The following is a 23157-nucleotide window of genomic DNA, read 5'->3' as shown; positions in this document are numbered from 1 at the left end:
TCGCGCGGAAAGGAACTGCGGGCCGGCGACACGATGTGTGCGATAGTGGGAATTACGCGCAATATTCATGTGTCGTCGGCCCCTTCCTCCGACTATGAGGGCCATATTCGCGACCGACCTCTCCGAGGCGAGCGAGACGGCGATTTCCTCGCGGACCTGCCTCGAGTGCCTCGAACGCATCGGGATCGACGAGGTACACCTGATCACCGTCCTGAGCGCGAACGTCCACTACGGGATGCCGGGCATCAACTTCGACGAGCAACGCGAGCGCGCGCTCGCGGCCCAGCGCCGACTCTTCGAGGAGGCGGGCTTCGACGTCGAGACGCACGTCGTCCGCGGCACGCCCCACCGGCGGATCAACGGCCTCGCCGAGCGAATCCGCGCCGACCTCGTGATCGTCGGCTCGCGCGGGCAGAGCCCGCTCGAACGGCGGCTGATCGGCAGCACCGCGCGCAACATCGCGCGGACGACCGTCGCGCCGTTGCTGATCGAGCGCATCGCCGAGGACGACGGCGACCACGAGGTCGTCCGCGAGCACCTCTTCCAGCGCGTGCTGTACGCGACGGACTTCTCGGAGAACGCCGAACGGGCGTTCGAGCAGTTCCGCCACCTCAAGGATGCGACCCAGGAGGCGACGCTGCTCCACGTCGCCGGCCCCGAGCAGCGGCGGACGGACGCGGCCGTCGAGGACCCCGAGACGCGCCTCGACGACCTCGCGGCCGACCTCGAAGAGTGGGGGATCGAGACGACGACGCAGGTGCGCGAGGGCAAGCCCGCCGAGGAGATCCTCGCGACCGAGGCGGCGGTCGATCCGACGGTGATCCTGCTCGGCTCGCGCGGTCACAGCCGACTGCGCCGCCTGCTGATCGGCAGCGTCTCCGAGCAGGTCGTCGCCCGGGCGAACGGCAACGTGCTGATCGTGCCGCCGTCCCGGATGAGCTGATCGGCGTCAGGGCCTGACCGTCCGGAGCAGCCACGTCCCGAGCGAGGCGCGCTCGACGTCGAACCTCGGGAAGCCGTCGCGCTCGTCGACCCCCGCGACGTCCGCGAGGAACCCGCGTACCGGCGACGGGTCGCGGTCGCTCGCGAGGACGAACGGGTCACCCGGCGCGGTCGACTCGAAGGCGGTTCGAACCCGTTCCCGCCGTTCGCCCGGGGACAGCCCCCTGATGTCGACGGCCGCGTCGGGGACGGCCGCCGGCCCGAGCAGGTCCGCGACCGCCTCGACCACCGGTTCGACGGCGTCGGGCGCGACGCCGGGCTCGGCGGTCCGCTGGAGGGCGCGGTCGAACGGCAGTTCGGCGACCGTCGCCGCGTCGATCGAGTCGTCTCCTCCGGCGTCCGTCGGCTCGAACAGCGGTTCGCGCTCCCCGCAGTGGGAACACTCGCTGTAGGCCATGTTCCGCACGGTGCCGATCACCGACACGCCGTTCTCGCGGAACAGCGCGAGGCTCCGGCGGGTGTCGGCGACGCTGGCGTGAAACGGCGTGGTCACGAACAGCACGCCGTCGACCGGCACCTCGTCGAGCGTCGTCAACACGACGTCGCCGGTGCCCGGCGGCAGGTCGATCACGAGCACGTCGCTCGCCTCCCAGGCCGTCTCGCGGAACAGTTCCGTCACCGCGTCGTGGACCATCGCGCCGCGCCAGGCCAGCGGCGCCCCCTCCTCCATCAGGCCGACGCTCATGATCTCGAGGCCGCCGGCGTCGATCGCCAGCGGGTGGCCCTCGTCGTCCGAGCGGACGGGTCCGGTCGCGCCCAGCAGCGACGGCGCGTTCGGGCCGTGGACGTCGGCGTCGAACAGGGCGACCGAGCGGTCGGCGGCCAGCCCGCAGGCGAGGTGCGTCGCCACGGTCGACTTGCCGACGCCGCCTTTCGCGCTCGCGACGGCGATCACGGCGTCGAAGCCGGCGACGCCCGCCGTCCGTCCCTCGCTCGGGGGTGCCGCGGCGGGCTCGACGCGGACCCGTTCGATCCCCTCGTGGCGGACCGACCGGAGCATCGCGTCCATCACCGACCGGCCGTCGCGAGCGTCGAACCCGTCGAGGGCCACCTCGACGGTCACCGCCGGCGCCGCGTCCGCCTCGCGGTCGACGCGGATCCGTTCGACCAGTCCGGCTTCGATCACGTTCGTCCCCACGTCCGGATCGACGACCCGCCGGAGCGCCGCCTCGACGCGCTCTCGAACGTCGCCGTCCGGTTCGTCGGCGCCACTCGCGTTCGGGGTGTGTGCGTCACGTGTCACGGTTACAGGTCCGGCGTTCGGTTGAGCACGTCTTCGCCGCGCATCGTCCGCCGACGGTCCGAGAGCGCGCCGCGGAACGTCCGGCGGAAGCGCGCGGGGTCGGCCGCCAGCGAGCGCGCCGCCGTCGCGCGGACGACCTCGGCTTCGGCCTCGTCGGCGGCCAGCGCGCGGAGTTTCTCGCGCGCCCGGTCGTCGTCGACGCCCGCCAGCAGGTGCGCCGCCCACTCGCGGACGCGTTCGCTCTCGTCGTCGGCCTGTTCGAGCAACACCTCGATGGCGCCCTCGCCGCGGCGCTTGAACGCGGAGATAGCCGCGTTGCGCCGGACGGCGTGGTGGTCGTCCCCGAGCGCGCGGTCGACGGCGTCGGCGTTGGCCTCGCGGTCGATCCGGTCGAGCGCGACGACGGCCTCCGCGCGCACCCACGGGTTCCCGTCCGCGAGCGCGGAACGTGCCGCCGCCGACGCGACCTCGCCGCCGCGTTTGCCGAGGGCCTCGACCGCGAACTGGCGGACGTCCGCGTCGGCGTCCGACGCGACCGCCCGCGCGAGCGCCTCGTCGACGACGTCGTCGTCGGGGCCGTCCGCGAGCGCGAGCGCGGCCCGCCGCCGCTCGACCGGGTCGTCGCCCGAGAGCAGCGCGAGGACGCGCTCGGTCGGCTCGTCGGCGAGCGGTTCGGTGTCGCTCGCGGTGAGTTCCCGCGGCGTCGCCTCGCCGATGGTCACGTCCGGCCGGCTCACCTCGATGCTCTCGAGTCCGTCCGGATCCGCCCCGAAGCCGGGGCTGCGCTCGGGGTCGAGTTGCGGGTCCGGCGGCCCGTCGGTGGCCTCGTCGGGGTCTTTCACGACCGCTCACCTCCGGGTCCGCGGACGAGCGCGAGGCCGACGACGGCGGCGAGCCCCGCCGCGATGCCGACCGGGACGCCGGTCGCGAGCAGGACGCCGGCGCCGAGCGAACGGGCGCGCTCGCCCGCCCGTGCGAACGCGACGGCGCCGGCGACCGCGCCGCCGACCGCGAGCGCGACCGCGACCCCCGGCGCGCCGACGACGCCGCCGGCGATCAGGGCCGCCGCCCCGAACGCGAAGGGCGCGGCGGCTCCCGCCCACGCGACGCCCGCGGCGGCGACCAGCCCGAGGGCGACGGCGGCGCCGTCCCGGCGTTCGAGCGCGACGCCGCCGAGGGCCGCGAGCGCGAGCAGCCACGCGCGCGAGCCGAGCGGGCGCAGCGACGGCGGTTCGATCCCCAGGAACGCGAGTGCCGACGCGACGAGCGCGACGAGCGCGAGGGCGGCGACGGCGGGGGCCGCGAGGTCGTTCGGCCGCCGTTCGAGGGCGGGGGCGACGACCGCGGCGGCGCCAAGGAGGAGCGCGCCCGTCGCCGGCACGACGGCCGCGTCGTCGGCCGCGGCCGCCCCGGCGAAGACGGCGACGAGGACGAGGCCGAACGCGCCCGCGTCGCGTCGTGCGACGGTCGCCAGCCCGAGCGCGGCGACCGCCGTCCCCGCGAGGGCGGCCGCGGCGGCCGGCCTCCGGAGGCCGACGACCGGGGCGCCGTCGACCGGCGCCTCGACGACCAGCCGAACGAGGAGCGCCGCGCCGACGGTCGCGAGCGCGAGCGCCCCCGCGCCCTCCCGGACGGAGAGGGGGAGGGCCGTGCGCGCGCGGTCGCCGGCGCGTTCGACCAGCCGGACGAACGCGGCCGCGTCCGCGCCGAGCGAGCGGGAACTCACCGGTCGCCACCCCCGGCGTCGGGGCGGCCCGCGCCCACGCCGCCGTCGTCGAGGCGCTCGACGAGGTCCGCCCGATCGGCCGCCGTGAACCGGTCCAGGAGCCGTCCGAGGTCGCCGTACAGGCCCGTTCCCGGCTCGGCGTCGAGGCGCTCGGCCACGCCCGCGGCGACGTACCGCAGGTGGCGGTCGTGCAGGTCGAGCCTCGCGCCGGCGGCGTCCGCCGAGACGGCCGCCTCCCGCCGGGCGAGGTACCCCGCGAACTCCAGTTGGAGTCGGAGGTGGTCGTGGTGCTCCCGGCGCGACTCGTCGACGGCGAGCCCGAAGTACTCGTACGCCCGCGCGAGGTCGAGGTTGACGTCGGTCCAGGCGACGTCGGACCGGTAGGACGACTCGTACAGCGAGACGGCCGGCCCGGTCGCGTCGAGGGTGCCGTCGGTGCGGTCCTCGTACTCGACGTAGCCGGTGACGAACAGGTCGTTGTAGCGTGCCTGGAGCGTCCGGCGGTCGTCCGCGGTGTCGAGGGTCGGGGCGTCGACGTCGAGGGCGGACGCCGCGAGCAGGCGCTCGCACGTCGCCGCGAGCGTCCCGTCGGCGGCCGCCGCGGCGAACCGCTCGCCCGGCGCCTCGAACCCGCGTGCCAGCAGCGCGTAGAGGGCACCGCGGGCGGCCGCTGGCTCGTCCACCTCGAACCCGCCGACGTCCCGGTCCGTGCGTTCGCTCACGGTCAGGTCCTCCTGACGCCGAGGATGGTCACGGCGATCACGACGGCGACGGCGAGGCCGGCGACCGTCCAGAGGATCGCCTCGTATGGCGGCCCCGCCGGGCCCGGCCCGAACGGGAGGTAGTACCACTCGCTGACGCTCTTCTGGCCGGCTCGCTCGGCGTTCGACCCGTTCCAGGCCGCAAGCGAGACGTCGACGTCGCGGTCGCCGCCGATCGCCGTCCGGTTGTCGGCCCCGTCGACCGTGCGGTCGCGCACGAAGACGACGCGCCAGCGGTCGCCGTCGCGGACCGCCTCGGTCTCGACCGTCGAGTTCCCCAGCGCCGTCGTCGTCCCCGGGCCGCCGGCGAGCAGTTCCTGTCCGCCCGCCCGGGCGTTCCAGTACCAGACGTTCACGGTGTTGTCGTCGCCGCCCATCGTGATCGGGGGCTGTTCGGTGCCGTCGGTGGGCAACTGGACCGCGACCGCGTCCGCGAACGCCTCGGGCGCGCCGCTCTCGTCGTCGACGGTCGAGTCGTTCCACGACAGCCGGAGGTACAGCCGGTCGTCGGTGCTGGCGGCCTCGACGGCGACCGACTCGACGGTCACGTCCTCGGCGTTCGGGACGTCCGCCTGCGCGCTCGCCATCGGCACGTCCGTCGTCGGAACGTCGTCCCACGCCTCGGCGGTCGGCGAGGCGGGGTCGCGGTCGTCCGAGAGGTCGACGAGCGCGATCTCGTTTGCCGGGCGCCCCTCGCCGAGCGTCGGGACGAGCACGGTGAACGCGACGAGACAGACCGCCACGGCGACCACGAGGGGGGCGAACCCGCGGGCGCGCCCGCCGTCAGTCACCGTCGAACACCTCGAGGCGGTACTGCTCGGCGTAGTCGGTGTGGATCAGCAGCTCCATCAGTTCGCTCTCGCCGCCCTGCATGACGGTCTCGCGCTCGCGTTCGATGGTGTCGAGCGCGTCGTTGACCGCCGGGCCGAACAGTTCGCGGAGGTACTCGCGGGGGATGCGGTCGACGTCGACGGTCTCGCCGTCGTCGTTGTGCTGGGGCGGGGCGTACGGCGGGATGTAGTACACGTTGGGCTGCGTGCGGTACTCAGGGTGGAGGCGCACGGCGACCTCCCACTCCTCGACGAGCCGGTAGATGGGGCCGTCCTCGTCGTCGAGGAAGCCGACGAACCGTAGCTGTGGCGGACACTCGGTCGCGCAGGCGGGGCCGTGGACCTCGTCGTCGGGACCCGCCCCCTCGATGCGGGGGTAACAGAAGATGCACTTCTCCGACAGCTTGGTCATCGCGTTGTAGTAGACCTTGTCGTAGGGACAGCCCTCGACGCAGTAGCGGTAGCCGCGACAGCGCTCCTGGTCGACCAGCACGATGCCGTCTTCGGATCGCTTGTACAGCGCCGAGCGCGGACAGGCCTCGACGCAGGAGGGGTGCGTACAGTGGTTGCAGATCCGGGGCAGGTAGAAGTAGTAGGAGTTGGGGTACTCGCCGCCGCCCTCGTCCTCGTCCCAGTTGGGCCCCCACTCGGGGTCGGCCTGCGGGCGCAGCGGTTCGTCGGTTCCGTCGTAGAACACCGAGTCGTGGTTGAACGCCCAGTCGCCGCCGAAGTCGCGCTTGGGCCGGACGTTGCCGACGCTGCGCTCTTCGGGGGGCTGGCCGCCCTCGCCGTCCGGATCGTCGCCCTGCCAGCCGCCGCCGGAGCCCTCCCAGTCGCGAGGGTAACCCTCGCCGGGTCGGGTCTCGACGTTGTTCCAGTACATGTACTCGCGGCCGCCCCCGCGGGTCCACAGCGTCTTGCACGCGACCGTGCAGGTCTGACAGCCGATGCACTTGTTCAGGTCCATCACCATCGCGACCTGGTGGTCGATGCCGTCGGCGAGGTCGACCTGGAAGGCGGGGTCGCCGTCGGAACTCACGTCCCCTCACCTCCCTCGCCCTCGGTCGCGTTGTCGGCGCCGTCGGCGTCCGTCCGGTTTCCGGCGTCCGTCTCGTTACCGTCGCCGGCGTCCTCCGCGGCGGCCTCGGGGACCGACAGCCCGTCCGGCACGTCCTCGCCGCCCTCCTCGCGGCGCGGGCCGGCCTCGACGAACTCGACCTCGACGCGGGCGTCGCTGTTCACCCCGGTCGGCCCCCAGTAGTTGGGGACGAACGAGAGGTGTTCGCCGGTCTCCTCCGGGTACTGGATCAGTTGCGTCGGCTTCAGGTACATGCCGACGAGCGTGTTGAAGTTGCCGCGGTTCGGGAACTGGAACCGTTCCCAGGCGAAGTACATCCGCGCGACGCCCGGTTCGCTGCTCGGGTAGATCTTCGCCTGCAACTCGACCGAGTCGAAGCCGTTGTAGACTCTGACCGTGTCGCCGTTCTCGATGCCGCGCTCGGCGGCGTCCTCGGGGTGGAGGTAGACCAGCGGCTCGCCCCGCTGGAGCCTGAGCATCGTCTCGTTGTCGCGCCACGTCGAGTGGATCGACCACCGGCCGTGGGGCGTGTTGTACCGCAGCGGATACTCCTCGGGGTCCTGTGGCTCGGGCGGCGCCTTGAACGTCGGCAACTCCTCGCCGAAGTCGAGGAACCAGTCGTGGTCGATGTAGTACTGCTGGCGACCCGTGTACGTCGGCCAGGGGCGTTTCCCCCGAACGAACCGCTTCCAGGGGGTGTACGCCTCGCCGTCCTCGATCGGCGAGGTCCAGTGGTCGCTCGCCGCCAGGAACCGCCGGGGCTGCTCGTCGGTGTCCTCGAAGGTGATCCGCTCGTCGCTTCCCTCCGGGTTGGTCTCCTCGGAGTGTTCGAGAATGAACTCGCAGGCCGCGCGGTCGTCCTCCAGAGCGCCCTCCTCGCCGGTCTCCCAGTCGCGGACGAAGTCGTCGTAGACGGTGGTCGGATCGATCTCGCGGTCGAACGACCGATCGGGGACGGGTTCGACGCCGCGCTCGCGGGCGAGTTCCTGAATCTTCGCCGCGAGGTCGCGGAAGATCTGCCAGTCGGACTTCGCGTCGCCGAGCGGTTCGACGGCGGGGGTAAACGGGTGGACGTACGTGTGCATGTCCGTCATCGACAGGTCGTACTTCTCGTAGTGGCTCGCCGTCGGGAGCACGATGTCGGCGTACAGCGCCGAGGAGTCCATCCGGAAGTTGACGTCGACCACGAGGTCGAGTTTCGGCCACAGGTTCTCCTGGATCGCCGCGCCGCCTTTGGACTGGTTGAAGTAGTTGCCACGCCAGACGAACAGGACGCTCGGGTCGGGTCGCGAGCCGTCCTCGCGCTCCTCGGGGTACAGCGGCATCCACCCGCGATCGATCGCCTCCTCGATCCGCTCGGCGGTTCCGGTCTCCACCCGGTCGAGGATGCCGGCGTGGTAGTAGGTCCACAGCGCGGTCGCGACGCCGCGGACGTCCCCGGTCGGGAACGTGAGCTTCTGCCACCCCTCGTAGGTCCAGATCTTCTCCTGTCCGACGTAGTGGTCGAGGCCGGTCCCCTGACGACCCAGATTGCCGGTCAGCGTGACGAGCAGTTGGATGGCGCGGTTGCCGAGGTCGTTGTGGTACCAGTCGTTGACGCCCTTGCCGTGGATGATCTTCGCCCGGTCGACCGTCGCGAACTCCCGGGCGACCCGCTGGTAGGTCCGCTCGCCGACGCCGGTCTCCTCGTGGACGTACGACGGCGTGTACTCGTCGAGTTCCTCGCGCAGGCGGTTCCAGACCGACCGCACCGCGACGCTTCCGTCCCCCGTCTCGGCCGTCCCGTCGACGTCGAGTCGCGGGTCGAAGCCGAGTTCGATGCTCGCGTCGGGGTCGTTCTTGCCGTCGCGGTCGCCAAGCGACGCCGGCGCGACGCGGAGGTCGCCGCCCCCGTCGCGCATGACCATCGCGTGTTCGGGACGGTCGACGTCCCCGCCCAGCCCCGGCACGTCGGCGACCCGGAGGAACTTCCCGGTGTCCTCGCGGACGAGCAGTGGCATGTCGGTCTGTTCTTTGAGGTGGGCCTCGTCGTAGAGGTCCTCCTCGACGATGGTCCGGGCCATCCCGAGCGCCAGCAGCGAGTCGGTGCCCGGGTCCGGCGAGAGCCACTCGTCGCAGTGGATGGCCGTCTGCGAGTAGTCGGTGAAGATCCCGACCCGTTTGGTGCCGTTGTACCCCGCGTCGAGGAAGTACTTGGCGTCTGGGATCCGGGTGACGTTGACGTTCGAGCCCCAGGCGATCAGGTAGTCGGCGTTGTACCAGTCGGCGCTCTCGGCGTTGTCGGTCTGGACGCCCCACGTGATCGGCTGCCCCGGCGGCAGGTCCGAGTACCAGTCGTAAAACGAGTGTGAGACCCCACCCAGCAGGTTGAGCAGCCGCGAGCCGGAGGCAAAGGAGACCGGGCTCATCGCCGGAATCGGCGTGAACCCCGAGATGGCGTCGTAGTTGCCCGCCTCGACCTCGTCGACGACCTTCTCGGCGATTTCGGTCAGCGCCTCGTCCCACGAGAGCTGTTCCCACTTGCCCTCGCCGCGCTCGCCGGTTCGGCGCAGCGGGGTGGTGATGCGGTGGTCGGCGTTGACGTAGTCGGTGTAGCAGGCGCCTTTCTGACAGCCACGCGGGTTGGGGTTCGGGAGGTCGTCGTCGAACGTCGGGTAGTCGGCGGCCTGCTCCTCGCGCCACACCTGTCCGTTCTTGACGTAGACGTCCCAGGAACACGACCCCGTGCAGTTGACGCTGTGGGTGCTCCTCGCGACGTCGTCCCACTCCCACTTCTCGCGGTAGAGGTCCTCCCACTCGCGGTAGGGGTAGTTGCCGATGGGGTCGTCGACGACCTGTAGCCGCTCCATCGCGAACAGGTCGTCGGCCAGCGCGCCGCCCGTCGCGCCGAGAACGGCGCTCGCGCCGATCCCCTGCAGGAACGATCGCCGGTCGGCGGTCGCGCGACTGCGGTCGGTTTCCTCGCGGTTCGCCTCCTCGGTGTCGTGCTCTCGATCACTCATTCGTCGGATCTCCGTCGGTCGATCGGTCCCGTTCGTCGTCTCGCTGTACGAAGACGGTCGCGAGCGCGGCTGCAGCGCCCGCGACCGCGAGGATCACCCCGCCCGCGGTGCCGCCGCCGACCTCGAGGCCGGCCCCGACGAGGGCCACGCCGAGAAGCTTCGTCGTCCGGTCGAGCCAGCCGTACGCGCGCGGCGAGAGCGCGACGGCCCGGCGCTCGCCCTCACTCACCGCCGGTCACCTCCTCGTCACCGGCGCCGTCGGCCGCTACCGGGTCGCCGCCCCCACCCTCCTCGCCGAACCCGCCGAGCGTCCAGTAGGTGATCGCGCCGGCGACGAGCGGTCCGACGAACAGCGCCACCGTCAGCGGCGCGTGCAGCGCCGTCGAGTCCGTCCCGAGGACGTCGGCGAGGATCACGTCCATCCCGGCCAGCGAGGCGATCATCACGAAGACGACGCCCGCGACCCCGACCGCGGTCTGCCAGGGGCGTTCGAGCGGGTCGGCGGTGAAGTGAGTCGGCTCCGACTCGTAGTCGACGAACGGCCAGACGAACACGGCGAGAAAGACAAGCCCCGGCAGGACGACGCCGCCGAGGAACTCGGAGCTGACGTGTACGCCGACCAGCGGGACGTCGAAGCTCATCCAGGAGGGGATCAGCTTCAGGAAGCCGTACCCCCACATGAGAAACCAGTCGGGCATGATGAGTTCGGGCGTCGAGGCGGGGTCGTTCGGCCCGTACTCGGCGACGTTGTGGACCGGCAGGAACCCCGCGAGCAGCGACAGCGCCGCGAGCGTCAGGAAGAAGACGACCGCGCTCACCGCCGTCTGGTTCGGGTACGCCGGCAGCCCGACGACGACGCCGTCGTCGTCCCGGTCGACGCGTTCGTCCCCGCCGGTCACGTCGCCGTCGCGGGGCGCTTCGGTGTGTTTCTGCCGGACGAGGATCCACAGGTGCGCCGCCAGGAGCACGCCGATCGTCGCCGGGATCACGAGCACGTGCAGGAAGTACAGCCGCGGGATCGTCGCGCTCGACGGGAATCGTCCGCCGAAGACGATGTCGGCCGACGTCTCCCCGATCACCGGGATCGACTGCACGACGTTGAACCCGATTCCGGTCGCCGTGCTGGCGAACTCGTCGTAGGGCAGCGCGTACCCCGTGTAGGCGGCGCCCATCGCGAGCACCGCGAGGCCGCTCCCGACCAGCCAGTTGGGCTCCCGGGGGTTGCGGTAGGCGCCGGTGAAGAACACCCGCAACATGTGCAACCCCAGCGAGGCGACGAAGAAGTGCGCCGCCCAGTGGTGTATCCGCCGGAGGAACATGCCGAAGGGGACGTCGTAGGTGACGTTCAGGACGCTGACGTAGGAGGCCGGAAGCTCCTCGCCCTGGAACTCGTCGACGCTTCCCTCGTACTCGACCTCGGTCGTGCTCGGTTCGAAGAAGAAGCCGAGGAAGATCCCGGACAGCACGAGCACGAGGAAGCAAAACAGCGCCACCTCGCCCAGCAGGAACGAGTCCTCGGCGGGGAACGCCTTTCCGAGCAGCGTCGCGTCGCGGTCGAGGTCCAGCCTGGCGTCGACCCAGCCGTAGGCGCGTCTGCCGGCGTCGACGACGCGCCCGGTCGCGGACCGCCCGTCGGCGGCCATCACCCACCACCGGGGCCGACGGCCCCGTCGAAGTCGCCCGCGGCGATCAGCGCGCCCTCCGCCGAGAACGTCAGCGGAAGCTGGGGGAGCGGCCGCGGCGGCGGGCCGCCGACCACCTCGGCGCCCGTGAGGGGGTCGAACTTGCCGGAGTGACACGGGCAGACGAGGACCGAGTCGTCCCGGTCGGAGACCATACACCCCGCGTGCGGACAGACCTTCGAGTAGGCGGCGTAGCCGCCGATGGTGAACTCCAGTTTCGTCTCGCCGCCGTAGGCGTCCTCCTCGAAGCGGACGAGCAGCGTGGGCGCGTCGGCGATCCCGGGTCGCGGCTCGGGGAAGACGGTCATGTGCTCGCCGACGGCGAGCGCGTTCTCGTCGACCGGTTCGCCCTCCTCGTCGACGAGGGCGACGCCGTCGCCGTAGATCGGGCCGCTGTAGCCGCGCTCGAACACGCGCGTCAGCCCCGCCAGCGGGACGGCGAGGCTCCCGAGGGCGGTCAGCCCGCCGATCGTCGCGAGCACCTTCGCGACGTCGCGCCTGCCCAGTTCGGCGCGGTCGTCGGTGAACAGCGACGGCCGCCGGGGCGCCGACGTCCCCTCGCACTCACCGGGACAGCCCGGACGCGAGCCGTCGGCGTCGTCGCTCATCGTTCACCCCGGCGGTGGTCGCGGTACTCGGCCACCTCGACGTGGGGCATGAACCACGCGTAGTAGGCGACGGTCGACCCGGCGAGCGCGAGGAACATCGCGGCGGCGTAGACGCCGAAGTACTGGGTGCGTGCGAGCGTCAGGTACTCGCCGATGAACAGCGCGGCGAAGACGATCGCGACGATCGTCAACCCGGCCATGGCGATCAGCCCCTCGGCCTGTTCGGCGGGGCGGGCGTACTCGACGACCCAGCGTTCGTCCGTCGCGAGCCAGGACGTGCCGGTCCGACCGCCGTCGGTCTCCGCCGCCCCCTCGGTCCGCTCGGCGCTCGGGCGGACGGCGTAGTTCATGAACCGGTGGGCGGCGGCGAGGACGCCGACGAGCGCGAACAGCGCGATCCAGACGATCGTGCCGACCTGACTCGGCGAGAGCTTGTTCGGCGCGTCGACGAACCCGTCGAGCGGCCGGATGTCGGAGACGCTCCGATCGATCGCGATCTCCTCCGACGGCGGTTCGCCCTGCATCGCGACGAACCACATCGGCAGCAGTACGCTGGCGACTACCGCGCCGATAACGAGGAGTTCCCGCCTCATCGCGCCCCTCCGTCGACGGCGCCGGCCGGGCGTCGCGGGCGCTCCACGGATCCGCCGGTGAGCCGCCCGGACGGCGGGCGCACGAGGACCCGCAGGTGCCGTACTGTCACACCGCTACGTGAAGCCGCGGACGGGGATATGACGGCCCCCACGCTACCGTGGCCCTTTATGCGGCCGGACGTGGGCAGACCACCCCATGGCGTCGAGGATCCGGGTGGAGGTGTACGTCGGAAGCCCCGAACACTGCCAGCTCGCCCCCCTGACGACGGACGGCGCGCGAGTCACGGACGTCGCCCGGAGCGCGCCCGCCGACCGCTCCGGGCGGGTGATCGAGGAGTTCGCCACCGACGCCGAGGTCACCGCCCGCGAGTTCGAGGAGGCGTTCTCGTACGACTCGCGGACCGTCTACCAGTACGCTCGCGAGGCCCGCCAGGGGTGCGTCTGCGAGGTCGTCGAGGAGACGGGCCACCCGGTGTGGGACGTCCACGCCGTCGACGGCGCGCTCGTGCTCTCGTTCTACGCGAGCGACGTCGACGAGGTCCGCGACGTCGTGAGCGAACTCGATCGGGCGTTCGACGACGTGGCGATCCGGCGGCTGACCCGATCGGGTCCCGACCGGAGCGACGACGGTCCGCTCGTCCTCGACGGAAGCGGCCTGACCGCCCGGCAACGACAGGTCCTCCACACCGCCCACGAGATGGGGTACTTCGCGCACCCGCGCTCGGCCAACGCCGCGCAGGTCGCCGCCGAACTCGAAATCTCGTCGGCGACGTTCAGAGAACACCTCGCGACCGCCCAGGCGAAGTTACTGGATCACGTCCTGGAGGCGTGACGCGGACGGCAGAATCGGGTACGGACGTCGGCTCGAACCGTTCGGACTCGCGCCCGCGCTCGCCGCGGCCGCGGTGGTCGGAACTCGGTGCTACCGGGAGGTCGCGTCACCGGGAACGTCTCAGACCAGCAACTGGACGTCGGATTCGGCCATGTGCTGGAGCGCGGTCGCCGCGCCTACGCCGGTGGTGACGCCGTCGTAGAAGTCGTCCTCGTCGTACTCCATCAGCTCGATGGTCATCTGGCAGGCCTGCAGGTCGACGCCGCTTTCGAGCGAGAGTTCGATCAGCTCCTCGATCGTCGCGGTGCCGTTCTCGTCGATGCGCTTTTGCATCATCTTCGTCGCCATCGAGTCCATCCCCGGCAGGGCCGCGAGCGCGTTCGGCATCGGCATGTTCGGGTTGCCGACGGCGCTCAGCTTGAGGTTCTTCGACTTCTCCTCGTGGAGGATGTCGAGCCCCCAGAAGGTGTGGAAGACCACGACCTCCCAGCCGAAGGCGGCGGCCGTACTCGCGAGGATCAGCGGCGGGTAGGCCATGTCGAAACTCCCCTTCGTGGCGACGATGGTCATCTTCTTCTGCTCGTCGCCCGTTGCCGCTTCGAGTTCCGCCAGCCGGTCGTCGAGTTCCTCGACGCGCGCGCGGAGCGCGTCCTCGTCGAGCGCCTCGGGTTCCCCGCCGGACTCGTCCGTCTCCGTGCTCATTTCACTCGGTCTTCTCGACGTAGTGTCTGTAGACGTCGCCGTCCTCGACCTGATCGAGGAGGCTGACGCCGGGGGTACCGTCGGCCCACCCCTGGATGTCGCTCATGCTGCCCGAGTCGGTCGCCAGGACCTCGAGGACGTCGCCCTCGCCGAGGTCGTCGATCGCGTTCTTCGTCTTCACGACCGGCATCGGACACGATGCGCCTTTCACGTCGAGCGTCTCCGTGACGTTGAATTCCGTGCTCATAGTTGGTTCGTGGTTGCTCTGTATTGGAGCTACCGCACAATAACGGTGCATCCAATAAAAGAATGTCGGTTCTTGCAGGTGGACCGAACAGCCGTACAGTTCTACTAGTTCGCGTGTACGCCAAAGATCGTGTGATAGCGCCGAGTTCGAGCGCGGTCGCTCCGTCATGGCCGATCGTTAGTATTGCGTAATCAAGGAAATACTATGCAAACTCTTATGTGGGTCCGTCCAGTACACCCGGATGCACAACATGGACGACATGGACTTCCCGACTCCGGATGTTCCCGTCGAATCGGTCGCTCCCGAAGAGCTTAAAAACCGTATTGATGAGGGAGAGGACGTCACGATCCTCGATACGCGGATGACGTCGGACTACGACGAGTGGCGCATCGAGGGCGAGACAGTCGAGTCGATCAACGTCCCGTACTTCGAGTTCCTCGAGGACGAGATCGACGACGACGTCCTCGCCGAGATCCCCGACGACCGCGAGGTCACGGTGCTGTGTGCGAAAGGCGGCGCCAGCGAGTACGTCGCCGGCGCGCTCGCCGAGCGCGACTACGACGTACACCACCTCGAGGAGGGCATGAACGGCTGGGCCTCGATCTACGAGCGCGTCGAGGTCGGCCGCTACGACGGCGCCGGCACGCTCTACCAGTACCAGCGCCCCTCCAGCGGCTGTCTCGCGTACCTGCTCGTCGACGGCGACGAGGCCGCGGTGATCGACCCCCTGCGAGCGTTCACCGACCGCTACCTCGAAGACGCCGAGGAACTCGGCGTCGACCTGACCTACGCCATCGACACGCACATCCACGCCGACCACCTCTCGGGCGTCCGCGACCTCGACGCCGAGGGCGTCGAAGGCGTCATCCCCGAGGCGTCGGTCGACCGCGGCGTCACCTACGCCGACGACGTGACCCTCGCGGACGACGGCGACGAGTTCGCGGTCGGCGACGCGACGATCGAGACGGTCTACACGCCCGGTCACACCTCCGGGATGACCTCCTACCTGATCGACGGCGAACTGCTGGCGACCGGCGACGGCCTGTTCACCGAGAGCGTCGCCCGCCCCGACCTCGAAGAGGGCGACGAGGGCGCACCCGACGCCGCGCGCCAGCTCTACGAGTCGCTCCAGGAGCGCGTGCTCACCCTGCCCGACGAGACCCTGATCGGCGGCGCGCACTTCAGCGACGCGGCCGAGGCCGCCGACGACGGCACCTACACCGCGCCGATCGGCCAGCTAGAGGAGGAGATGGACGCGCTGACGATGGACGAGGACGATTTCGTCGAGCTGATCCTCTCGGACATGCCGCCGCGGCCGGCCAACTACGAGGAGATCATCCCGACGAACCTCGGCCAGCAGGACGTCGACGACGAGGAGGAAGCGTTCACCCTCGAACTCGGCCCGAACAACTGCGCAGCCAGCCAGGACGCCCTGACGGGTGACTGATCGGACTGCAAATGGTAGCCGAGATCGTCCCGCTCGCGCTCGTCGATCAGCCGTTCCCTAACGGCATCTATCGGTACGCCGTAGGGGGGCTGCTGGTCGGCCTCGGCGCGGCGGTCATCTACCTCGGGACCGGGATCATCGCCGGCGCCAGCACGTTCCTCGAGTCGACGCTGTCGTACGTCTCCGACCAGTCGCGGTTCCAGCGGTACCGCGCCTCGCGGGACTGGCGTGTCGTCTTCTCGGTGGGGATCGTCCTCGGAGCGGCGGTCTACGCCGTCTTCTGGCAGGGCGGCGCGTGGACGACCGACGTCCAGCCCTGGCGGCTGCTGCTCGGCGGCCTCTTCGTCGGGATCGGCACCCGCATCGGCAAGGGCTGTACGTCGGGTCACGGCGTCTGCGGGGTCGGCTCCGCGTCGAAGACGTCGATCGTCGGCGTGATCACGTTCCTGACGGTCGCGATCGTGACCGCGCAACTGGTCGCCGCGCTGGGGGTGAGTCCGTAGCATGAGCGACCGCCACCCCCTGTTCATGCCGCTGATCCTCGTCGGCGGCCTGATCTTCGGGTTCGGCCTCGGCTTCAGCCACATGGCCCGCCCCGAGGTCGTACTGGACTTCCTCCAGTTCACCGACTTCGGGCTGTTGTTCGTCATGTTCGGCGCGGCGATCGTCACCGGCATCGCCTTCGCGATCATGCCGCGGCTGGGCAAGCCCGCGCCCCTGACCGGGAAGGCCTACAGCCGCCGGCTGAAGTCGTTCGACCGCAACGTCCTGATCGGCGGCGCGGTCTTCGGCGTCGGCTGGGGGCTGTCGGGCATCTGCCCGGGCGCCGCCTACGCCAGCCTCGGCATCGGTAACGTCACCATCCTCTGGGCGCTCGCCGGCATGTTCGCCGGCGCGTACCTCCAGGGGGTCTGGCGCAGTCGGCAGGCCGTCGACGAGGCCGCGCCGACCGGCGCCGACTGATCGCCGCGACGACCGACGCGGTCACTTCTATTACGCAGATGGAACTAACGACACTCGTCCTGTTTCTGCTCGCGACCGCCGCGAGCGCGTTCATGGCGTGGGTGATCGGCGCCGGGTCGAGCGGCGCGACGCCGTTTGCCCCCGCCGTCGGCGCGAACGCCATCTCGACGATGCGCGCGGCGTTCGTCGTCGGCGTCTTCGGCTTCCTCGGGGCGGCGACCCAGGGCGGCAACGTCTCCGACGCCGTCGGCCGGGGGCTCGTCACCGGCGTCGAGTTGCCGGCGGCGGGGGTCATCGTCGCGCTCGCGGTCGGCGCGGGGCTCATGGCCGTCGGCATCTACACCGGTTACCCGATCGCGACGGCGTTTACCGTCACCGGCGCGGTCGTCGGCGTCGGCCTCGCGCTCGGCGGCGACCCCGCGTGGCCGAAGTACCGCCAGATCGGCGCGATGTGGGCGCTCACGCCCGTCGTCGGCGGCGGCATCGCCTACGGGCTGGCGAGCCTCCTGCCCCGGTCCGACGTCCCCGAACGCGTCAGCGTGCCGCTGCTGGGCGCGCTCGTGGCCGCCGTCCTCGCGAACCTCCAGTTCACGCTCCCGGGCGCGAGCGGGTCGCTCGCGGGCGCGGGCCGGACGCACCTCCCGGCGGCGGTTCCCGGCGGCGTCGTCGCCACCGTCGTCGCCGCCGGCGCGGTCGCGCTCGCCCTCCGGCAGGCGGTCGTCCGGGACCAGGCGGGGGCCCTGCGGGGGTTCCTGCTCGCCCTCGGCGCGCTCGTGGCGTTCTCCGCCGGCGGCAGTCAGGTCGGGCTCGCGGTCGGCCCCCTGCTGCCCTTGCTCGACCAGGTGGCGCTCCCGGCGACGGCGGCGCTCGCCGGCGGCGGCCTCGGACTGTTGATCGGCTCGTGGACCGGCGCGCCGCGGATGATCAAGTCGCTCTCGCAGGACTACTCCTCGCTCGGCCCGCGCCGATCGATCTCGACGCTGGTGCCGTCGTTTCTCATCGCCCAGACCGCGGTGCTGATCGGCGTCCCGGTCTCGTTCAACCAGATCGTCGTGAGCGCCATCGTCGGCAGCGGCTACGCCGTCGGCGGCCGCTCCGGGGTGAGCCGGCGGAAACTGCTCCTGACCGGCGCCGCGTGGGCCGGCTCGTTCGTCGTGGCGTTCGTCGTCGGCTACGTCGCGATGATCGCCGCGGCGCCGGCGTAAACCCGTCGCCGCGCCGACAGGCGCGCGCGAGCGAATTCGGGCCCGTTCTCGGCGGATCGCGCGGGGAGTCGAACGGGAGCTATATCTGCATAAGTTATTCCGATATTCCCATTGGATAGCGATGAGATTCCTCGTAGTAATATTGTGCACATTTCCCAAAAGCGTTATTAACACCACCCGGTTAGGGGATGTTGAGCAGAAAAGCATGATCCGTACACAACCGGAACGGAACGGCTCGGGTGATCGTCACCTATGATCGGCGGCGAATCGCTCGGGCTGAGCATGGAAGCAGCGACGCTCGTTGGCACGGTCCTCGTGGAGGCCATCGTCCTCTACGTTGGGTACGGCGCCATCGAACGAGTAGCCGGACGGACCGTGGTCGAAAAACTTTCGAGTGAGTGATCGATGGATCCACTAGGAATTAGCACGACGATGCTGACGGTGTTCGTCAGCTTCGGGTTCATGGTCGGGGTCCTGTTCGGCTTCTTCGGGATGGGGGGGTCGTTCCTCGTCACGCCCGCATTGCTCGTGATGGGCTACCCCGCCCCGGTCGCCGTCGGTAGCGGCATGGCGTTCGTCTTCGGGACGGCGGTCATCGCGACGCTGAAACACCACGACCTCGGGCAGGTCGACTACAAACTCGGCGGCCTGATGATCCTCGGCACCGCGGTCGGCATCGAAGTCGGGCGCATGGGCGTCTACTACCTCGAAGACCTCGGCCTCGCCGGCTCCGTCATCGGGGTCACGTACGTCCTGTTGCTGGGCGGCATCGGCCTCTTCGTCACCCGCAACGCGCTGAAAGGCGACGGCGGTGGCGGCGGCGGCCACGACCCCGACGCCGAGATCGATCCGGACGACATCCCGGACATCGCGAAGACGATCCAGTCGTACCGCGTCCCGCCGATGATGACGATCCGCGGCGGCATTCAGGTGTCGCTGTGGATGGTCCTCGGCGTCGCCTTCGCCACCGGGGTCCTCTCGGGCTTCCTCGGCGTCGGCGGCGGCTTCATCCGCATGCCCGCGATGTTCTACCTCATCGGGGTCCCCGTCCCCGTCGCGGTCGGGACCGACCTGTTCGAGATCGTCTTCTCGGGCGGGATCGGCTCGTACCTCTACGCGATGGACGGCGGCGTCGACCTCTCGATCGTCGCCCCGCTGCTCGCGGGCAGCGCCCTCGGCGCGCGCATCGGGTCGGCCTCGACGAGCATCGTCGACGAGGGCGACATCAAGGTCTACTTCGGCCTGATGCTGCTCGGTGGCAGCGTCGCCGTCGCCTTCCAGCAACTCGGCGACTACCTCGGCATCGAGATCCTGAACACCGTCGGTCTGGGGCTGATCTTCCTGTCGGCGATCATGGTCAGCGGCGCCGTCATCGTCAGCACGATCTCCACCCTCCGCGAGGAGTCGCAGGGAACCGTCGCGACCGCGGACTGATCGCGTCGCCGCGCCCCCACCCGCGGGCGGCGCGTCCAGAATTGCACAGTTTTCACAAAACCCTTATGCCCCCGTAGCTCCTACCTCGAAACGGGAAAATGCCGGATTCGATGGCCGAACAACTACGACAGGAGATGGTGTGCGAGGGGTTACTGGAGTGTTTCCACGGGTTGAAACAGCTGGACAAGGAGTGTTTTCAGGTGCTCGTCGAGAGCGACGAGCCGTTGACGATCGACGACGTCGCCGAGGCGGTCGACCGGGAACGCTCGACGACCTACCGATCGATCCAGCGGCTGCTCGGCGCCGGATTCATCCAGAAAGAGCAGGTCAACTACGATCAGGGCGGCTACTACCACGTCTACTCGCCGACGGACCCGTCGAAGATCGCAGACGACATGCAGCGGCTGCTCAACGACTGGTACGCCAAGATGGGCCAGCTCATCCAGGAGTTCGAGGACAAGTACGAGCAGGCCGACGAACGCCCCGTCGCCGTCGACGGCTAGACCCGTGAGCGTCCCCGAAGCGGTCCGTCGACCCGACGAGGACGACCTCGCGGCGACGACGCTCGACCTCCTCGGGTTCGACACGACGAACCCGCCGGGAGACACCCGCGAGGTCGTCGGCTGGCTCGAATCGTCTCTCGCCGACCTCGGCCTCGAAACCGAACGCGTCGCCGCCGACCCGGCGAAGCCGAACCTGCTCGCGACGCTCCCGGGCGAGCGCGAGGAGACCCTGCTCTTTCTCGGCCACCTCGACGTCGTCCCCGTCGACCCCGACGGCTGGTCGTTCGACCCGCTCGGCGAGCGGGTCGGCGACCGCGTCTACGGCCGCGGCGCGACCGACATGAAAGGTGCCATCGCCGCGATGCTCCACGTCGCCCGCGCGTACGTCGAAGCCGGAACGCGGCCGCCGGTGACCCTCGCGTTCGCGTTCGTCGCCGACGAGGAGGTCGGCGGCGACGCCGGCGTGGGCGCGCTGCTCGACGCCGGCCGGCTTGACGCCGACGCGTGCGTGATCGGCGAGCCGACGGCCACCGGAGGCCCCCCGTCGATCACGGTGGCCGACCGGGGGAGCATCTGGCTGACCCTCGAGGCGACGGGCGAGGCCGCCCACGGCTCGCGGCCGATGCTCGGCGAGAACGCGATCGACCGGCTCTGGGCGGCCGTCGAGACGGTCCGGACGCGCCTCGCGGAGCGCTCGCCGCCGATCCCGCCGGCCGTCGAGCCGATCGTCGAGGAGTCCGTCGACTACTACGCGCGGTCGATGGGCGAGACGACCGCCCGACGGCTGTTCGAGCGGCCGACGGTCAACCTCGGGACGATCGAGGGCGGCGAGAGCGTCAACAGCGTCCCCCGGGCCGCCCGCGCGGAACTCGACGTCCGGCTGACCGCCGGCGTCGAGACGCCCGACGTGCTCGCGGCGGTCCGCGAGTGGCTCGACGACCACGGCGGCGTCTCCGTCGCGGACGTCAGCTGGAGCATCGGCACCTACGAGGACCCGGAGTCGCCGGTGGTCGCCGCGACGACGACCGCCGCGCGGGCGGTCCTCGACGAGCGGGTATATCGGCGCAGCGCGACCGGCGGCGGCGACGCCAAGCGCCTGCGCAACGCCGGCATCCCGACCGTCGAGTTCGCGGTCGCGACCGACACGGCCCACGCCTGCGACGAGTACACCACCGTCGACGCCCTCGCCGCGACCGCCGAGGCGTACGCCCGCCTCCCCGAGGCGTTCGCGGGGCGGAACTGACTCAGGCGGTCGCCGCGACGGCGCGCGCCGTCCGCCACCGGCCCGCGATCCGCGCGAGGTAGTACCCCCAGACCGCGAGGACGACGGCGTAGCCGACCGCGTGCAGGGACGCCGACCACGCCTGATCCTGATAGAAGAAGCCGACGCCGATCAGCAACACCGCCACGTTCCAGGCCAGCACCGTCGGCGCCCCGACCACGGACGGCACGCCGCCGTCGGGGACGAGGGGGTGGCCGCCGTAGCCGGCGCCGTCGGTTGGCCCCTCCCGGCTACCGACGTACAGCAACGCGCCGGCCAGCGCGACCGGGAGCGCCCACCCGAGGAAGAAAAAGTGCAGCGCGCCGGTCTCGATCCACGCATCGGGGATGCCGAGGGGGACCCCGAAGAGGATGAACGGGGCGAACCCCGCGGGGCCGAGGATCCACGCCTGCGCGACGAGTACCCACAGCGCGGTGCCGTTCGGCGTCCCCGCGCGATAGGCCCGGACGAGCGAGGCGACGTACAGGAGGTAGCCGACGGCGTACAGCAGGAGTCCGGCGGCGGTGACCGTCCGCCCCATGCCGAGCACCGGGCCGAACGCCAGCGGGAGGATGCCGACCGCGAACAGCGGGAACGAGTAGCGCCGCAGTCGGTCGACGCCCACGTCGGCGTCGAGGTCGACGAGCCGCGGGAAGACGTCGTACAGCGTGCCGATCGCGGCCAGCCCGAGAAAGCCCCACGCGTTGGCGTGGACGTGGCCCTCGCGGAGGCCGTACCAGCCGCCGGGGAGGTCCCACGCGTGGCTGAACAGCCCGAACGCGAAGGTGAGGCCGATCAGGTAGACAAGCGGCGAGAGGAGGTAGAAGCCGATCGTGGGGTCGCGAGCGCAGCCGGCGCGACGGACCGTCGCGAGGAGGACGACCAGCAGCGCGAGGGTGAGCAGCCACAGCGTCGCGAGGCCGACGTCGAACCAGAGCGGTTCGCCGAACGCCCGACCGTACCACGCGGCGAGCAACGCGGCGTTCAGCCCGAGGAAACTCGCCCGCTCGTACCGCCGCGAGGGCGACTCGACTCCGAGCCGCCGGGCTGTCAGCCGCGGGAGCGTCCCGAACAGCAACTGGGTGAACGCCCCGACGGTGACGAAGTGGATGTGGGTCCACGTGATCCACGACACCCGGGGGACGAGGGCGAACTCCTGGAGCCCCTGGTAGAGGGCGAGCGCGAACCCGGCCAGCAGGAAGGCGATCCCGAGGACGTGAAACGGCGTCGTCGGGAGCGACGGCTCGCGGCTGCCGTCCCGCTCCGACGTTGACTCCGACATACGTACCCGTCCGAACCGAAGCGGCGTAGCCGTTCCCGCGAACATCACACGGTCGGTCGAACATGTTAGCAACACCTCCTACGCCCGCGCGTCACCGACCGACGGGTATGCCCCGCGCGAAACTCGTCGTCTCGGTCCCCGAGGAGCTCTGGATTCACGAGGTGTCGACGGCCTGGCCCGAGGTCACCTTCCGCGTCATCTCGCTGCTGACGGCGCCGTCCGGCGCCGTCGGCGTGATCGAGGTGGCGGCGTCGAACCCGGTGCCCGTACTCTCGGCCGCCGCCGAGTGCGAGGACGTCCGCGAACTCGAGTTGCTCTGGAAGCGCGGCGACGCGGCGCTGCTCCAGATCGAGGCGACGAACCCGGCGTTGCTCGCGCCGACGGTCCGCGCGGGGGTGCCACTCGAAACGCCGTTCGAGATCCGCGACGGCGAGGCCACGTGGGAACTGACGACCAGCGGCGAGCGCCTCTCCGAACTCGGGACGCACCTCGAAGAGAGCGGCATCGCCTACCGCATCGAGTACGTCCGGGACGTCGACGGCGACCGCGACGACGACCTCCTGACCGACCGCCAGCGGGAGGTGTTCCTCGTCGCCCTCGAGGAGGGCTACTACGACGTCCCCCGCCGGACGACGCTCACGGCGGTGGCGGACGTCCTCGACGTCTCGAAGGCGACCTGCAGCGACGTCCTCCACCGGGCGGAGGGGAAGATCGCCCGCTGGTTCGTCGAGGAACACGTCGCGCCGCGGCCGTGAC

At 70.7% G+C, this 23157-nt stretch carries 25 protein-coding genes; 11 read left to right on the top strand and 14 right to left on the bottom strand.

Features of this window, described 5'->3' with window-relative positions:
* The first annotated feature begins 94 nt into the window (after positions 1 to 94).
* The gene (locus NKG98_RS14860) at positions 95 to 943 is read left to right on the top strand and encodes a universal stress protein (protein WP_254766739.1); all 849 of its coding nucleotides are present in this window, start codon (positions 95 to 97) and stop codon (positions 941 to 943) included.
* A 6-nt stretch (positions 944 to 949) separates the two neighbouring features.
* Here NKG98_RS14860 and NKG98_RS14855 read toward each other — a convergent pair whose 3' ends face one another.
* From NKG98_RS14855 to NKG98_RS14805, 11 genes are read right to left on the bottom strand one after another with little or no spacing between them, the layout of a single operon-like run.
* Positions 950 to 2245, bottom strand: a complete 1296-nt coding sequence (locus NKG98_RS14855) for a P-loop NTPase (RefSeq protein WP_254766737.1) — start codon at positions 2243 to 2245, stop codon at positions 950 to 952.
* A gap of 2 nt (positions 2246 to 2247) precedes the next feature.
* The gene (locus tag NKG98_RS14850; RefSeq protein ID WP_254766735.1) at positions 2248 to 3087 is read right to left on the bottom strand and encodes a HEAT repeat domain-containing protein; all 840 of its coding nucleotides are present in this window, start codon (positions 3085 to 3087) and stop codon (positions 2248 to 2250) included.
* Positions 3084 to 3971, bottom strand: coding sequence for a DUF8068 family protein (locus NKG98_RS14845; protein WP_254766733.1), 888 nt, complete (start codon positions 3969 to 3971; stop codon positions 3084 to 3086). Before NKG98_RS14845 ends, NKG98_RS14850 begins: the two co-directional genes overlap by 4 nt.
* Entirely contained in the window at positions 3968 to 4693 is a 726-nt protein-coding gene (locus tag NKG98_RS14840) for a molecular chaperone TorD family protein (RefSeq protein ID WP_254766731.1), read from the bottom strand. Before NKG98_RS14840 ends, NKG98_RS14845 begins: the two co-directional genes overlap by 4 nt.
* 2 nt (positions 4694 to 4695) lie before the next feature.
* Positions 4696 to 5523, bottom strand: coding sequence for an ethylbenzene dehydrogenase-related protein (locus tag NKG98_RS14835; protein ID WP_254766729.1), 828 nt, complete (start codon positions 5521 to 5523; stop codon positions 4696 to 4698).
* The gene (narH, locus tag NKG98_RS14830) at positions 5516 to 6601 is read right to left on the bottom strand and encodes a nitrate reductase subunit beta (protein ID WP_254766728.1); all 1086 of its coding nucleotides are present in this window, start codon (positions 6599 to 6601) and stop codon (positions 5516 to 5518) included. Before narH ends, NKG98_RS14835 begins: the two co-directional genes overlap by 8 nt.
* Entirely contained in the window at positions 6598 to 9642 is a 3045-nt protein-coding gene (gene narG, locus NKG98_RS14825; RefSeq protein WP_304612841.1) for a nitrate reductase subunit alpha, read from the bottom strand. The genes narH and narG overlap by 4 nt, the downstream gene beginning before the upstream one ends.
* Entirely contained in the window at positions 9635 to 9871 is a 237-nt protein-coding gene (locus NKG98_RS14820; protein WP_254766727.1) for a DUF8120 family protein, read from the bottom strand. Before NKG98_RS14820 ends, narG begins: the two co-directional genes overlap by 8 nt.
* Complete coding sequence (locus NKG98_RS14815) at positions 9864 to 11285, bottom strand: cytochrome b (RefSeq protein WP_254766726.1); 1422 nt, start codon at positions 11283 to 11285, stop codon at positions 9864 to 9866. The genes NKG98_RS14820 and NKG98_RS14815 overlap by 8 nt, the downstream gene beginning before the upstream one ends.
* Positions 11285 to 11932 carry a Rieske (2Fe-2S) protein gene (locus tag NKG98_RS14810; RefSeq protein ID WP_254766725.1) on the bottom strand — a complete coding sequence of 216 codons (648 nt, stop codon included), beginning with the start codon at positions 11930 to 11932 and terminating at the stop codon, positions 11285 to 11287. The genes NKG98_RS14815 and NKG98_RS14810 overlap by 1 nt, the downstream gene beginning before the upstream one ends.
* Positions 11929 to 12525, bottom strand: coding sequence for a hypothetical protein (locus NKG98_RS14805; protein ID WP_254766724.1), 597 nt, complete (start codon positions 12523 to 12525; stop codon positions 11929 to 11931). The genes NKG98_RS14810 and NKG98_RS14805 overlap by 4 nt, the downstream gene beginning before the upstream one ends.
* A gap of 196 nt (positions 12526 to 12721) precedes the next feature.
* On the opposite strand from NKG98_RS14805, the gene NKG98_RS14800 reads away from it, so the two are divergent.
* On the top strand, positions 12722 to 13357 hold the full coding sequence (locus tag NKG98_RS14800; RefSeq protein ID WP_254766723.1) for a helix-turn-helix domain-containing protein: 636 nt from the start codon (positions 12722 to 12724) through the stop codon (positions 13355 to 13357).
* Positions 13358 to 13477: 120 nt separating this feature from the next.
* On the opposite strand, the gene NKG98_RS14795 is transcribed toward NKG98_RS14800, so the two are convergent.
* Positions 13478 to 14059, bottom strand: a complete 582-nt coding sequence (locus NKG98_RS14795; protein WP_254766722.1) for a DsrE/DsrF/DrsH-like family protein — start codon at positions 14057 to 14059, stop codon at positions 13478 to 13480.
* Between the two features lies 1 nt (position 14060).
* Positions 14061 to 14306, bottom strand: coding sequence for a sulfurtransferase TusA family protein (locus NKG98_RS14790; RefSeq protein ID WP_254766721.1), 246 nt, complete (start codon positions 14304 to 14306; stop codon positions 14061 to 14063).
* A 250-nt stretch (positions 14307 to 14556) separates the two neighbouring features.
* On the opposite strand from NKG98_RS14790, the gene NKG98_RS14785 reads away from it, so the two are divergent.
* The 8 genes from NKG98_RS14785 to NKG98_RS14750 all read left to right on the top strand — a co-directional run bounded on the left by NKG98_RS14785 (position 14557) and on the right by NKG98_RS14750 (position 21101).
* Entirely contained in the window at positions 14557 to 15753 is a 1197-nt protein-coding gene (locus NKG98_RS14785) for an MBL fold metallo-hydrolase (protein WP_254769481.1), read from the top strand.
* An 11-nt stretch (positions 15754 to 15764) separates the two neighbouring features.
* A complete protein-coding gene (locus NKG98_RS14780; RefSeq protein WP_254766720.1) occupies positions 15765 to 16256 on the top strand; it encodes a YeeE/YedE family protein in 492 nt (163 codons plus the stop codon).
* A gap of 1 nt (position 16257) precedes the next feature.
* Complete coding sequence (locus tag NKG98_RS14775) at positions 16258 to 16716, top strand: YeeE/YedE family protein (protein ID WP_254766719.1); 459 nt, start codon at positions 16258 to 16260, stop codon at positions 16714 to 16716.
* Positions 16717 to 16754: 38 nt separating this feature from the next.
* A complete protein-coding gene (locus NKG98_RS14770; RefSeq protein ID WP_254766717.1) occupies positions 16755 to 17921 on the top strand; it encodes an inorganic phosphate transporter in 1167 nt (388 codons plus the stop codon).
* A 252-nt stretch (positions 17922 to 18173) separates the two neighbouring features.
* Positions 18174 to 18323, top strand: coding sequence for a DUF7512 family protein (locus NKG98_RS14765; protein WP_254766715.1), 150 nt, complete (start codon positions 18174 to 18176; stop codon positions 18321 to 18323).
* Positions 18324 to 18326: 3 nt separating this feature from the next.
* Positions 18327 to 19355: a sulfite exporter TauE/SafE family protein gene (locus tag NKG98_RS14760; protein ID WP_254766713.1), complete on the top strand. Its 1029-nt coding sequence runs from the start codon at positions 18327 to 18329 to the stop codon at positions 19353 to 19355.
* Between the two features lie 98 nt (positions 19356 to 19453).
* Entirely contained in the window at positions 19454 to 19858 is a 405-nt protein-coding gene (locus NKG98_RS14755) for a helix-turn-helix domain-containing protein (RefSeq protein WP_254766711.1), read from the top strand.
* 4 nt (positions 19859 to 19862) lie between these two features.
* A complete protein-coding gene (locus NKG98_RS14750; protein WP_254766709.1) occupies positions 19863 to 21101 on the top strand; it encodes a M20 family metallopeptidase in 1239 nt (412 codons plus the stop codon).
* A 1-nt stretch (position 21102) separates the two neighbouring features.
* On the opposite strand, the gene NKG98_RS14745 is transcribed toward NKG98_RS14750, so the two are convergent.
* Positions 21103 to 22401 (bottom strand): hypothetical protein, encoded by a 1299-nt coding sequence (locus tag NKG98_RS14745; protein WP_254766707.1) that lies wholly within the window; start codon positions 22399 to 22401, stop codon positions 21103 to 21105.
* A gap of 107 nt (positions 22402 to 22508) precedes the next feature.
* Between NKG98_RS14745 and NKG98_RS14740 the strand changes: the two genes are divergently transcribed.
* Complete coding sequence (locus NKG98_RS14740; RefSeq protein ID WP_254766705.1) at positions 22509 to 23156, top strand: helix-turn-helix domain-containing protein; 648 nt, start codon at positions 22509 to 22511, stop codon at positions 23154 to 23156.
* Position 23157 lies beyond the last annotated feature (1 nt).

Origin of the sequence: Salinilacihabitans rarus (assembly GCF_024296665.1) — an archaeon.
GTDB lineage: Archaea > Halobacteriota > Halobacteria > Halobacteriales > Natrialbaceae > Salinilacihabitans > Salinilacihabitans rarus.
This window is presented reverse-complemented; position numbering and strand designations above follow the sequence as displayed.